2 protein-coding genes are annotated in these 14,328 nt (G+C 73.6%); both read left to right on the top strand.

What is annotated here, in order from left to right; translation table 11 throughout:
* Nucleotides 1-7 precede the first annotated feature (7 nt).
* On the top strand, nt 8-4,909 hold the full coding sequence (locus C1701_RS25760; protein WP_103057186.1) for a type I polyketide synthase: 4,902 nt from the start codon (nt 8-10) through the stop codon (nt 4,907-4,909).
* Between the two features lie 43 nt (nt 4,910-4,952).
* Complete coding sequence (locus C1701_RS25755) at nt 4,953-14,306, top strand: type I polyketide synthase (protein WP_443098134.1); 9,354 nt, start codon at nt 4,953-4,955, stop codon at nt 14,304-14,306.
* Nucleotides 14,307-14,328 lie beyond the last annotated feature (22 nt).

Genomic DNA, 14,328 nt, shown 5'->3' with positions numbered 1-14,328 from the left:
GAACGCCATGGTTCAGGACGAGAAGCTGCGCTACTTCCTCAGGCGGGCGACGGAGGAGCTCCAGGAGACCCGGGACCGGCAGCGCGCCGCCGAGGAACGGGCGAGGGAGCCGATCGCGATCACCGCGATGAGCTGCCGGTTCCCCGGCGGGGTCAGCACCCCCGAGCAGTTGTGGGAGCTGGTGGTGGCCGGGGTCGACGCCCTGTCCCCGTTCCCCACCGACCGCAACTGGACCCTCGACGGCCTCTTCGTCCGCCGGGAGGAGGAACCGTCGCGGGGGTACGCGTTGGAAGGGGGTTTCGTCCACGACATGCCGCTGTTCGACCCGGAGTTCTTCGGGATCTCCCCGCGTGAGGCACTGGCGATGGACCCGCAACAGCGGCTGCTGCTGGAAGCCTCCTGGGAAGCTGTCGAACGGGCCGGGATCGACATGACCACCCTGCGCGGATCACGCACGGGTGTCTTCGTCGGAACCTCCGCCGAGGGGTACGGCTCCAGCATGTACCCGCCGGAGGGGACCGAGATCTACATCGGCACGGGCACCACCCCCAGCGTCACCTCGGGCCGCATCGCCTACACCTTCGGGCTGAACGGGCCCGCGATCACGATCGACACGGCGTGCTCCTCGTCGCTCGTCGCGCTGCACCTGGCCTGCCAGTCGCTGCGCAGGGACGAGTGCTCACTCGCACTGGTCGGCGCCGCGACGCTGATGTCGAGCCCCGGAGCGTTCACCGAGTTCAGCAGGCAGGGCGGCCTGTCCAGCAGCGGCCGCTGCAAGGCGTTCTCCTCGGACGCCGACGGAACCGGCTGGGGCGAGGGACTTGGTGTCCTGCTCGTCGAACGGCTGTCCGACGCGCGGCGCAACGGCCACCCCGTGCTGGCGGTGATCCGGGGCTCGGCGATCAACCAGGACGGCGCGTCCAACGGGCTCACCGCCCCCAACGGGCCCGCGCAGCAGCAGGTCATCCGGGACGCCCTGGCCAACGCCCGGCTGTCCCCCACCCAGGTCGACCTCGTCGAGGCACACGGCACGGGCACCGTCCTGGGCGACCCGATCGAGGCCCAGGCGCTCATGGCCGCCTACGGGCAGGGACGTGAGCGGCCGCTGTGGCTGGGCTCGGTGAAGTCGAACATCGGCCACACCCAGTCCGCGGCGGGAATGGCCGGGCTGATCAAACTCGTGATGGCGATCCGGCACGCCACGCTCCCACCGACGCTGCACGTGGAGAACCCCTCCGAGTACGTGGACTGGAACTCGGGAGCGATGGCCCTGGTCACGCGACCAGCACCGTGGCCGGAGACCGGTCGTCCCCGCCGGGGCGGGGTGTCCTCGTTCGGGGTGAGCGGCACCAACGCGCACGTCCTGGTCGAACAGGCCCCGGAGGACGAGCCCCACGCCGAAGGGGCGGAGACGCGGCCGGTCGCCCTGTCCTGCCCGCTGGTGCCCGTACCGGTGTCGGGCGCCTCGGCCGAGGCACTGCGAGCGCAGAGCGCACGCCTGCGCGCGCACGTGTCGGCACACCCTGACGTCAGGCTCGTCGACCTCGCGCACTCCCTCGCCCACCGGACGTCCTTCAGCGACCGGGCCGTGCTCCTCGCGGACGGCGTCCCCCGGCTGGACGAACTGCTCGTCACCCTCACGAGCGGGCAGGACTCCGCGGACATCGTGTCGGGTGTGGCGGGTTCGCCGGTCCGGCCGGTGTTCGTGTTCCCCGGGCAGGGCGCCCAGTGGGTCGGGATGGGCCGGGGACTGCTCACCAGCTCCCCGGTGTTCGCCGACTCGATGAACCGGTGCGCCGAGGCACTGGCGCCCTTCACCGACTTCGACCTGTTCGAGGTCCTCGACGACGAGGACGCCCTGGCCCGGGTCGAGGTCGTGCAACCGGTGCTGTGGGCGGTGATGGTGTCGCTGGCCGAGGTGTGGCGGGCGGTCGGTGTGCACCCGGTCGCGGTGATCGGGCACTCCCAGGGTGAGATCGCCGCGGCGGTCGTGGCCGGGGCGTTGTCGTTGTCGGACGGGGCCCGGGTGGTGGCGTTGCGCAGCAGGGCGTTGCGGGCGTTGGCCGGTGCCGGGGGCATGGTCTCGGTGCCGTTGCCGGTGGAGGAGGTCGCTTCCCGGTTGGGGCCGGGACTGTCGGTGGCGGCGGTCAACGGGCCGGAGTCGGTGGTGGTCTCGGGGGCGGCCGAGGCGGTGGAGGAGTGGTTGGCCCGCCGTGAGCGTGAGGGGGTGCGGGCGCGTCGGGTGGCGGTGGACTACGCCTCGCATTCGGCGCAGGTGGACCAGTTGGAGTCGGAGTTGGTGGAGGTGTTGGCCGGGGTGCGGCCGGTGTCCTCGCGGGTGCCGTTCTACTCGACGGTGACGGGGGGTGTGTTCGACACGGTGGGGTTGGATGGCCGGTACTGGTTCCGGAACCTGCGTTCCACGGTGGAGTTCTCGGCGGCGGTGCGGGCGTCGGTGGTGGATGGGCATGGGGTGTTCGTGGAGGTCAGTCCGCATCCGGTGTTGGCGATGGGTGTGCAGGAGCACGACGGGGTTGTCGTGGTGGAGACGGTGCGGCGGGGGGAGGAGGAGGCGTCCCGGTTCCTCCGGTCGGTGGCTCGGGCGCATGTGTGCGGGGTGCGGGTGGACTGGTCGGCGGTGTTCTCCGGGGGTGGCAGGACCGACCTGCCCACCTACGCCTTCCAGCGGCGCAGGTTCTGGATCACCGACGAGACCCCGGCCGTGGTCCCGGCGGTCGCCCCGACCGAACAGGCCGAGGCGGACACCCGTTTCTGGGCGGCCGTCGACGAGGGAGACCCCGGCGCGCTCGCCGGCGTCCTGGGCGCCGACGAGGACAACGCCGAGGCACTCGCCAGGGTGCTGCCCCTGCTCGCGTCCTGGCGCGGCCGTGCCCACCAGCAGTCCGCCGTGGACGAACTCCGCTACGAGGTCACCTGGCGGGCGAGCACCGCACCCGCCGCCGCGCCCCTGGGCGGCACGTGGCTGCTGGTCATCCCCGACACGGTGTCGGAGCACGCCGTGGTCACCGGCTGCGCGGCCGCGCTCACCGGCGCCGGTGCCCGCGTGGTCCCGCTCGTCGTCGGTGACGGGGACCTGGAACGCGAACGCCTGGCCGACCGCATCGACGCGGCGCGGAACGCGGGCGACGGCGCGGCTCCCGAGGAATTCGCCGGCGTCCTGTCACTGCTCGCCCTCCACGACGCACCACACCCGGAACACCCCGCGGTCCCCCGGGGCTTCGCCGGCACCGTCGCACTGCTGGGCGCGCTCGGGCCGGCCGGGGTCGACGCACCACTGTGGTGCGTCACGCGCGGGGCCGTCGCGGTCGGGGACACCGAACTCCTCACCAACCCGGCCCAGGCCACCACCTGGGGCCTTGGCCGCGTGGCTGCCCTGGAACACCCCGACCGATGGGGCGGCCTCATCGACCTCCCCCAGGCCCTCGACGACCGGACGACCACCCTGCTCGCGGTGGCGCTGAGCGGAGCTGGTGACGAGGACCAGCTCGCCGTCCGCCAGTCCGGCGTGTTCGTCCGCCGGCTCGTCAGGCGTCCGCTCGGAACGGCCCCCGGGCGCCGCGAGTGGCGCCCGGCCGGCACCGTGCTCGTCACCGGCGGCACCGGAGCCCTGGGCGGGCAGGTCGCGCGCTGGCTGGCCCGCGCCGGCGCACCGCACATCCTGCTGGCGAGCAGGCGGGGCCCCGACGCTCCCGGGGCCGACGGGCTCCGCGCCGAACTCCATGAACTCGGTGCCGAGGCCACCATCGCCGCCTGCGACGTCGGCGACCGGGACGCGCTCGCCGCGCTGCTCGCCGAGATCCCCGAGGACCAGCCGCTGACCGCCGTCGTGCACACGGCCGCCGCTCTCGACGACGGCCTGATCGACTCCCTCGACCCGGCCCAGCTCGGCCGAGCGCTCCACGCCAAGGCCACCGCCGCCTGGAACCTGCACGAGCTGACCAGGGACGTCGACCTCGACGCGTTCGTGCTGTTCTCGTCCTTCGGTGGCATCGTCGGTACCCCGGGGCAGGGCAACTACGCCCCCGGCAACGCCTACCTCGACGCGCTCGCGCTGCACCGACGCGCGCACGGGCTCCCGGCCACCGCCATCGCCTGGGGCGCCTGGGGCGGGGGAGGCCTCGCCGACGGACCGTTCGGGGAGACCCTCAACCGGCATGGGCTCCGGGCGATGGAACCGGAGCTGGCGACCGCCGCCCTCCACCAGGCCGTCGAACACGACGAAACCTGCGTGCTGGTCGCCGACATCGACTGGGAGCGGTTCTTCGTCGCGTTCACCGCGACGCGGAACAGCCCGTTGCTCGGTGACCTCCCGGACGTGCGGCGGATCGCCCTCGCCGGCGTCGGACCGGCCGGTCCGGGCGGGCGGGAACCCGTCGAGCTCGCGCAGACCCTCGCGGGGTTGTCCGAGACCGAGCAACACTCGCTGCTGCTGGAGGTGGTGCGCGAACAGGTCGCCGCCGTGCTCGGGTTCACCGGACCGGAAGCGGTCGTGGTGAAACGGGCGTTCCAGGAGATGGGGCTTGACTCGGTCACCGCGGTGGAACTCCGCAACCGCCTCGGTGGCAGGACCGGCCTGAAACTGCCGGTGACCATGGCCTTCGACTACCCGCACGCCGAACGGCTCGCCGAGTTCCTCCGCGAGCGGATCACCCGCGACGGCGACGCCGCCACCGCTGCCGCGCTGGAGGGCCTTGACCGGATCGAGGCCGCGATGGTCTCGGCGGCTCCCGAGGGACCCGGCCGGGCCCGGGTGGTGCACCGGATGCGGGCGCTGATCGCGGCGCTGTCCGAAGAGCACGACGAGACCGACCAGGTCAGCGAGCGGATCGAGTCCGCCTCCGACGAGGAGATGTTCCAGCTCCTCGGCAGGAAGTTCGGCATCTCCTGACCAGCCGACCACGTGACACCAAGACCCGTGACGAGATAGGGCGTTGAACATGTCGAACGAGGACAAGCTCCGGTACTTCCTCAAGAAGGTCAGTACCGAGCTCGACGCGGCGCAGGGGCGGGTCCGAGAGCTGGAGGCACGGGACCACGAGCCGATCGCCGTGGTCGGCGTCGGCTGCCGGTTCCCCGGTGGCGTGCGATCGGCCGACGAGCTGTGGGGGCTGGTCGACACGGGTACCGACGCGATCGCCGCGTTCCCGTCCGACCGGGGGTGGGACCTCGACCGGATCTTCGGGCCGGGGCTCGCCGAGGGAAGCTACCGGGCCGAGGGGGGGTTCCTGCACGACGCGGCCGACTTCGACGCCGAGTTCTTCGGGATCTCCCCCCGCGAGGCCCTCGCCACCGACCCGCAGCAGAGGTTGCTGCTGGAGACAGCCTGGGAGACGTTCGAACACGCCGGCATCGACCCCGACTCCCTGCGCGGCAGCAGGACCGGTGTGTTCGTCGGCACCAACGGACAGGATTACCCGGCGTTGTTGATGGGCTCCGACGCCGGGCTCGAAGGCTACTTCGGCACCGGTGGCGCCGCGGCGGTCGTGTCCGGCCGCATCGCCTACACCTTCGGGCTCGAGGGCCCGACGTTGACCGTGGACACGGCCTGCTCGTCGTCGCTCGTGGCACTGCACCTCGCGGCACGGGCGCTCCGACGCGGCGACTGCGCGCTGGCACTCGCCGGCGGGGTGACCGTGATGGCGACACCGGGCATGTTCGCCGGGTTCAGCCAACAGCAGGGGCTGTTGGCCTCGGACGGGCGCTGCAAGTCCTTCGCCGCCTCCGCCGACGGCACCGGGTTCTCCGAAGGCGTCGGACTGGTGATGGTCGAACGGCTCTCGGACGCCCTGCGCAACGGCCACCAGGTGCTCGCCCTCGTCCGAGGGTCGGCCATCAACTCCGACGGCGCCTCCAACGGGCTCACCGCGCCGAACGGGCCCGCCCAGCAGCGGGTGATCTGGCAGGCACTCGCGGATGCCGGCCTGTCCCTGTCCGACGTGGACGCCGTGGAGGCGCACGGCACCGGAACCGTGCTCGGGGACCCGATCGAGGCGCAGGCACTGCTCGCCACGTACGGCCAGGACCGGGACCCCGACCAGCCGCTGCTGCTCGGCTCGATCAAGTCGAACATCGGGCACACGCAGGCCGCGTCCGGGATCGCCGGTGTGATCAAGATGGTCATGGCCCTGCGGCACGGTGTGCTGCCACGAACGCTCCACGTCGAGGAGCCCACCGCGAAGGTCGAGTGGGACAGCGGCGCGGTGTCACTGCTGACCGAACGCCTCGACTGGCCCGAGCGCGGCCACCCGCGCCGGGCCGGGGTGTCCTCGTTCGGCATCAGCGGCACCAACGCGCACGTGGTGCTGGAACAGGCTCCCGACCGGCCCGCCCCCGTCAGCACGAGGACACCCGCCGTGTCGGGCACCGCCGTGGCGTGGGTGGTGTCGGCCAGGTCCGAACGGGCCCTGCGCCACCAGGCCGGCCGACTGCGGTCCTTCCTGGACCGGCACCCCGCGCTCGACCCGGTCGACGTGGGACGCTCCCTCAGCACCACCCGCGCCGTGCTGGAACACCGTGCCGCCGTGGTCGCCGCCGACCGCGCCGAGTTGCTGGCCGGCCTGTCGGCGCTCTCCGAGGGCGGCGTGGCACCGAGCCTCGTGTCGGGTGTGGCGGGTTCGCCGGTCCGGCCGGTGTTCGTGTTCCCCGGGCAGGGCGCCCAGTGGGTCGGGATGGGCCGGGGACTGCTCACCAGCTCCCCGGTGTTCGCCGACTCGATGAACCGGTGCGCCGAGGCACTGGCGCCCTTCACCGACTTCGACCTGTTCGAGGTCCTCGACGACGAGGACGCCCTGGCCCGGGTCGAGGTCGTGCAACCGGTGCTGTGGGCGGTGATGGTGTCGCTGGCCGAGGTGTGGCGGGCGGTCGGTGTGCACCCGGTCGCGGTGATCGGGCACTCCCAGGGTGAGATCGCCGCGGCGGTCGTGGCCGGGGCGTTGTCGCTGTCGGACGGGGCCCGGGTGGTGGCGTTGCGCAGCAGGGCGTTGCGGGCGTTGGCCGGTGCCGGGGGCATGGTCTCGGTGCCGTTGCCGGTGGAGGAGGTCGCTTCCCGGTTGGGGCCGGGACTGTCGGTGGCGGCGGTCAACGGGCCGGAGTCGGTGGTGGTCTCGGGGGCGGCCGAGGCGGTGGAGGAGTGGTTGGCCCGCCGTGAGCGTGAGGGGGTGCGGGCGCGTCGGGTGGCGGTGGACTACGCCTCGCATTCGGCGCAGGTGGACCAGTTGGAGTCGGAGTTGGTGGAGGTGTTGGCCGGGGTGCGGCCGGAGTCCTCGCGGGTGCCGTTCTACTCGACGGTGACGGGGGGTGTGTTCGACACGGTGGGGTTGGATGGCCGGTACTGGTTCCGGAACCTGCGTTCCACGGTGGAGTTCTCGGCGGCGGTGCGGGCGTCGGTGGTGGATGGGCATGGGGTGTTCGTGGAGGTCAGTCCGCATCCGGTGTTGGCGATGGGTGTGCAGGAGCACGACGGGGTTGTCGTGGTGGAGACGGTGCGGCGGGGGGAGGAGGAGGCGTCCCGGTTCCTCCGGTCGGTGGCTCGGGCGCATGTGTGCGGGGTGCGGGTGGACTGGTCGGCGGTGTTCTCCGGGGGTGGCAGGACCGACCTGCCCACCTACGCCTTCCAACCCCAACGCTTCTGGCCCGACACCCCGGCATTGACCGGGCCCACCGCCCCGGAGGACACCGAGTTCTGGGAGGCCGTCGATCGTGCCGACAGCGCCGCCCTGGTCGGTGCCCTGGATCTCGAGGCCGGGACCGAGGCGGCGCTGGACGCGGTACTACCCGCCTTGGCCGCCTGGCGACGGGGTCGCCGCCAGCGGTCGGTGGTGGATTCCTGGCGGTACCGGGTGACGTGGAAGCCGGTGGTGCCCACGAGCGGAGGTCGGGTTGGCGGGCCGCTGCTGGTCGTCGTGCCCGCCGGTAGGACACGGGACCCGGTGGTGGTGGCGACGCTGGCCGCGGTGCCGGACGCGGTGACCTTGGCGGTCGAGGAGGAGGGCACGGACCGGGCCGCGTTGGCGGCGGCGGTCGCCGAGCGCGTCGGGGCGGACGACGTGGCCGGGGTGGTGTCGCTGTTGGCCTTGGAGGAGGCGCCGGCCTCGGCGGGATCCGGCGTGTCGGTGGGGTTGGTCGGCACCGTGGCGTTGGCGCAGGCCCTGGGGGACGCGGGCGTGGTCGCGCCGTTGTGGGTGGTCACGGCTGGCGCGGTGGCCGTGGGCGGTTCCGAGGGGGCGGCGGTCAGCCCGGTGCAGGCGGCGGTGTGGGGGTTGGGCCGGGTGGTGGGCCTCGAACATCCCGAACGATGGGGTGGCCTCATCGACCTGCCCACCGCACCCGACGACCGCGCGGTCTCCCAGCTGCGGTCGCTGCTCGCCGGCGGCGGAACCGACGACGAGTTCGCTGTCCGCCCGGCCGGTGCCCTCACCCGCCGTCTCGTGCGCGGTGCCGGCGGGAACCGGCACCGGACCTGGAGGCCCACCGGAACCGTGCTGGTCACGGGCGGCACGGGAGCGCTCGGCGGTCACGTAGCACGCTGGCTCGCCGAGAGCGGGGCGGACCACCTGGTCCTGCTCAGCCGCAGCGGCCCGAACGCGGACGGCGCCGAGGACCTCGCCGAGGAACTGGCCGAGCGGGGGACCACCGTCACCTTCGCCGCCTGCGACGCGGCCGACAGGGCCGCCCTGGACGAGGTACTCGCCGACATCCCCCGGGACCACCCGCTCACCGCGGTGGTGCACACCGCCGGAGTGCTCGCCGACGGCGTGCTCGACGCGATGGAACCAGCGAGGCTCGCGGACGTGTTCCGACCGAAGGTCGACGCGGCCGTCGCGCTCCACGAGGCGACCCGGCACCTCGACCTGGCCGCCTTCGTGCTCTTCTCCTCGCTCGCGGGCACCCTGGGCAACGCCGGCCAGGGCAACTACGCGGCCGCGAACGCGGCGCTCGACGCGCTCGCCACCCGACGACACGCCCAAGGCCTGCCCGCCACCTCGATCGCCTGGGGCATGTGGGACGGCGCCGGACTCGCCAGCACCCCGGAGGTCACCGCCCGCATGCGTCGTGGCGGCACGATCGCCATGCCCCCGGACCTCGCCGTCGCCGCGATGCACGCGGCCGTCGAGGAGAGCGGCGCGAACCTCGTCCTCGCCGACCTCGACTGGTCAAGGTTCGGCCCTGGCCTCCTGCTCTCCGGGCGTGGTGGTGCCATCGCGGACCTGCCGGAGGTCCGGGCCCTCGCCGAGAACGAACCCGGAGCTGGGCCGCTCGCGACTTCGGCCGACACCGTGGCCGGCGCGTCCCCGGCCGAGCGGGAGAAGCTCCTGCTGGACCTCGTCAGGACGACCGCGGCCGCCGTGCTCGGGCACCAGTCGGCCGAGCGGGTACCCACCGGTCGCGCCTTCCGCGACCTCGGCTTCGACTCGCTCACCGCGGTGGAGCTGCGCAACCTCCTCGGCGCGAGCACCGGGCTGCGCCTGCCCGCCACCCTGGTCTTCGACTACCCGACACCCGAGGAACTGGCCCGCCACCTGGGGCGGGAGCTCGGTGGCGGCGCCGTCACACCCGAAGCGGCCCCCGTCGCGTCCGCCACCGACGAACCCCTCGCCATCGTCGGCATGAGCTGCCGCTTCCCGGGTGGGGTCCGATCACCCCGGCAGTTCTGGGACCTGCTGATGGCCGGTACCGACGCCATCACCGGCCTGCCCACCGACCGGGGGTGGGACATCGACGCGATCTTCGCCGACGTGCCCCCCGAGGTGCGGGTCAGCGCCGGCGGGTTCCTCGACGACGTGGGGAACTTCGACCCGGGCTTCTTCGGGATCTCCCCCCGCGAGGCCCTCGCGATGGACCCGCAGCAGCGCCTGCTGCTGGAGACATCCTGGGAGGCGTTCGAGAACGCCGGGATCGACCCCGCTTCGACGCGCGGGAGCAGCACCGGCGTCTTCGTCGGCACCAACGGACAGGACTACCTGGGCCTGATGATGGGCTCCGCGCCGCACCTCCAGGGCTACGTGGCCACCGGGAGCGGTGCGAGCGTGCTCTCCGGACGGCTGTCCTACACCTTCGGGTTCGAGGGGCCGGCCGTCACCGTCGACACCGCCTGCTCCTCCTCGCTGGTAGCCCTGCACCTCGCCGGCCAGGCCCTGCGCCAGGGCGAGTGCGCGATGGCGCTCGCCGCCGGCGTGACCGTCATGTCCACGCCAGGGGTGTTCGTCGGGTTCAGCCAGCAGGGGGTGCAGGCCTCGGACGGCCGCTGCAAGGCGTTCTCCGACTCCGCCGACGGCACCGGCTGGGCCGAGGGCATCGGCGTGCTGGTACTCGAACGTCTCTCCGACGCGCGGCGCAACGGGCACGAGGTCCTCGCCGTCGTGCGGGGCTCCGCCGTCAACTCCGACGGCGCCTCCAACGGCCTCACGGCCCCCAACGGCCCGTCGCAGCAGCGGGTGATCCGGCAGGCACTCGCCAACGCCGGCCTGACCGCCCCTGAGGTCGACGCCGTGGAGGCGCACGGCACCGGAACGGCGTTGGGCGACCCCATCGAGGCGCAGGCGTTGCTGGCGACCTACGGGCGCGACCGGGACCGGCCGCTGTGGTTGGGATCGGTGAAGTCGAACATCGGCCACACCCAGGCCGCGGCGGGGATCGCCGGGGTGATGAAGATGGTGCTCGCCCTGCGCCACGGTGCGCTGCCCCGGACACTGCACGCCGAGGTGCCCTCCTCCGAGGTGGACTGGACGACGGGCGCGGTGGCGCTGCTGGCGGAGGCGACACCCTGGCCCGAGACCGGCCAGCCCCGCCGGGCGGGGGTGTCCTCGTTCGGGATCAGCGGCACCAACGCCCACCTCATCCTCGAGGGGGTGCCAACCGAGGACCGGGACCACCCCACCGGCCCTCCACGCCCCACCCCGTGGGTGCTCTCGGCACGCGGTGACGCCGCCCTCCACCGGCAGGTGGAGCGGCTGCGCGCGCACCACCACGCTGAGACGCCCACCCCGCTCGACGTCGGGCACACGCTCGCCGGGCGCACGGCGTTCGAGCACCGCGCCGTCGTCCTCGACCCGACCCGCCCCATCGACCTCCACTCGACGGGAACGATCAGGGGGGTCACCGGCGACCGGGCGACGGCCTTCCTGTTCTCCGGCCAGGGATCGCAGCGCCCGGGCATGGGTCGAGACCTGTACGACACCTTCCCGGCCTTCGCCGAGGCCTTCGACCTCGTGTGCGCCGAAGTCGACCAGTGGCTGCCCGGTCCCCTGCGGGAGGTGGTGCTCGGCGAGGGCGACCTGCTCGACCGCACCGACTACACCCAGGCGGGCCTGTTCGCGCTGGAAGTGGCGCTCTACCGCCTCCTCGAGTCCTGGGGGGTCACCCCGGACTTCCTGGCCGGTCACTCCGTCGGCGAACTCGCAGCCGCGCACGTCGCCGGTGTGCTGACGCTGCCGGACGCGGCCCGGCTGGTCGGCGCGCGGGGAATCCTGATGGCGGCCCTGCCCCCCGGGGGCGCGATGGTCTCGGTGCGGGCACCCGAGGAGGAGGTGACGCCCAGGTTGGGAGGGCGGGTCACGCTCGCCGCCGTGAACGGCCCACGGTCGGTCGTGATCTCCGGTGACGAAGCCGAGGTCCTGCGCCTGGCGGAGGCATTCGCCGCCGAGGGACTGCGGACGAAGCGGTTGTCCGTCGACCGCGCGTTCCACTCGCCTCTCGTGGACCCGATGCTCGACGAGTTCCGTGCCGCGATCGCGGGACTGTCGTTCCTACCACCGACCATCCCGATCGTCTCCACCGTGACCGGCGAGCTCGCCGACGCGCACGAACTCGCCGACCCCGAGTACTGGGTGCGGCAGGTCCGGCGGCCGGTGCGGTTCGCCGACGCCGTCACCACCCTGCACTCCCGCGGCGCCGAGGTGTTCCTGGGACTCGGCCCGGACGGCGCGCTCACCGCACTCGCCAGCGACTGCGTCACGAACCAGGGGGCCACCTTCGTCCCGGTGTCGCGCAGGGAACGAGCTGAACCGGAAACCCTCGTGGCGGCCCTGGCGGAACTGTGGGTGCGGGGCACGACCGTCGACTGGCCCGCGTACTACGCCGGAGCGGGCGGGACCCGTGTCGAACTGCCGCCCTACCCGTTCGAACCCGAGCTGTACTGGCCGGAGACGAGCAGTGCGCCCGTCAACCGGCAGGCGGCCGAGCCGGCGGAGGACGCGGCGTTCTGGGACGCCCTCGAGCGGGCCGACCTGTCCGACATCCCAGGGCTCGACGAGGACCAGCCACTCAGGGCCGCGCTCCCGTCGCTCTCCGCCTGGCGCCGCAGGCGACGCGACCTGTTGAGGGCCGACGACTGGCGGTACCGAGTGGCGTGGCGTCCGTTCACCGAGGACACCACCGCTCTCACCGGCACCTGGCTGGTCGTCGTCCCACCCACCGGAGTGGACACGGGGCTGCTGGCCACGCTCGAGGAGGCGCTGACCGCCAGGGGCGCGGACGCGGTGACCATCGCCGCCGGCGACCTCGACGGCCACCTGACCGCACCGGTCGCCGGGATCGTCTCGTTGCTCGCCCTCGACGAGGAGCCGGACGACGTCCACCCCGTCGTCCCCGCCGGCCTGGCCGCGACCGTGGCGCTGGTGCGCGCCCTCGCCGCTGGCGGCCACACCCCGCCGGTGTGGATGGTGACCACCGGGGCGACGGCGGTCGACCCGAGCGACACCGTGCGACCAACACAGGCACTGAGCTGGGGCCTGGGGATGTCGCTGGCCCTGGAACACCCCGAGCTGTGGGGTGGCCTCGTCGACCTCCCCGCCACGCCCGACGAGGGCGCCGCCACGCGCCTGGCCAACCTGGTCGGGCAGGGCGAGGACCAGCTGGCCGTGCGCCCCGCCGGAACGCGGGTGCGTCGCCTGGTCCGCGCCCCGGCCGAACCCGGGGGCCCGGACACGTGGCGGCCCGGGGGAACAGCGCTGATCACCGGGGGCGTTGGCGCGCTCGGCGCCCATGTCGCCCGAACGCTCGCCGAGGGAGGCGTCGAACACCTCGTGCTGCTGTCCCGGCGGGGCACGGACACCCCCGGCGCCCCGGAGCTGACCGAGGAACTGACCGCCCTCGGCGCGCGGGTCACCGTCGCCGCGTGCGACGTCGCCGACCGCGAGTCGATCACCGCCCTGGTGACCGGGCTCCGCGCGCGGGGGGAACGGATCACGACCGTGGTACACGCCGCCGGGGTGGTCGGACAGCGCCCCCTGCTGGCCTGCGACGTCTCCGACATCGCCGGGATCCTCGCCGCGAAGGTCGCGGGGGCGCGGCACCTCGACGAACTGTTCACCGACACCCCACCGGACGCCTTCGTGCTGTTCTCCTCCGCCGCCGGGGTGTGGGGCGGCGCCGGGCAGGCCGCCTACGCGGCGGGGAACGCCTTCCTCGACGCGCTCGCCGTTGACCGACGGACCCGCGGGCTGCCGGGCACGTCCGTCGCCTGGGGCGGCTGGGCCGGTGGGGGCATGTCCGAGGGAGCCGCCGAGCAGCTCCTCGCCAGGCGTGGCCTTCCCGCCATGCCCGTCGCACCCGCCGTGGCGGCGCTCGCCCAGGCCGTCGCGCGGAACGAGACGGCCCTGACCGTGGTGGACGTCGACTGGTCCCGGTTCGCCCCCGCGTTCGCCATCGCCAGATCCCGCCCCCTGCTCGCCGAGATCGTCGAGCCCACCACCACCGGCGACGAGCAGCACCCCGAGACGACCAGCGTCGGCGGAGCAGCACTGCGGGACCGGCTGACCGCCGCGGGCACGGCCGAGCGCACCCGAATCCTGCTCGACGTGGTCCGTGCGGAGGCCGCGGTGGTGCTCGGCCACCCGGACGCCGCCGCCGTCGGGGCGGACCGGGCGTTCCGCGAGTTGGGTTTCGACTCGGTCATGGCGGTCGAGTTCCGCGACCGGCTCACCGCGGCGACCGGTCTGAGGCTTGAGGCCACCGTCATCTTCGACGAGCCATCGCCCGAGGAGCTCGCCGCCCGACTGCTGGACGAGCTGTTCGACACCGGCGGACCGGACGACCCGGTCGACCCGGTCGACCCGGCGGGGGCCCCGGACGACGACGAGGTACGGGCCATCCTGACCTCCCTGCCCGTCCGGCGGATCCGAGAAGCGGGCCTGTTGGACGCGCTGCTGCGGCTGCGCGACGAGCGCGCACCGGAACCGACCGGCGGGGACGACCAGACCGACGCGATCAGGACGATGGACGTGGCCGACCTGGTCCGGATGGCCATGCGGCCCGAGGAGGCCGACCGGCCGGGGGGGAGCGACTGATGTCGGACGGCACCGAGCAGGT

Origin of the sequence: Actinoalloteichus sp. AHMU CJ021, from assembly GCF_002895405.1 — a bacterium.
Lineage (GTDB): Bacteria > Actinomycetota > Actinomycetes > Mycobacteriales > Pseudonocardiaceae > Actinoalloteichus_B > Actinoalloteichus_B caeruleus.
This window is presented reverse-complemented; position numbering and strand designations above follow the sequence as displayed.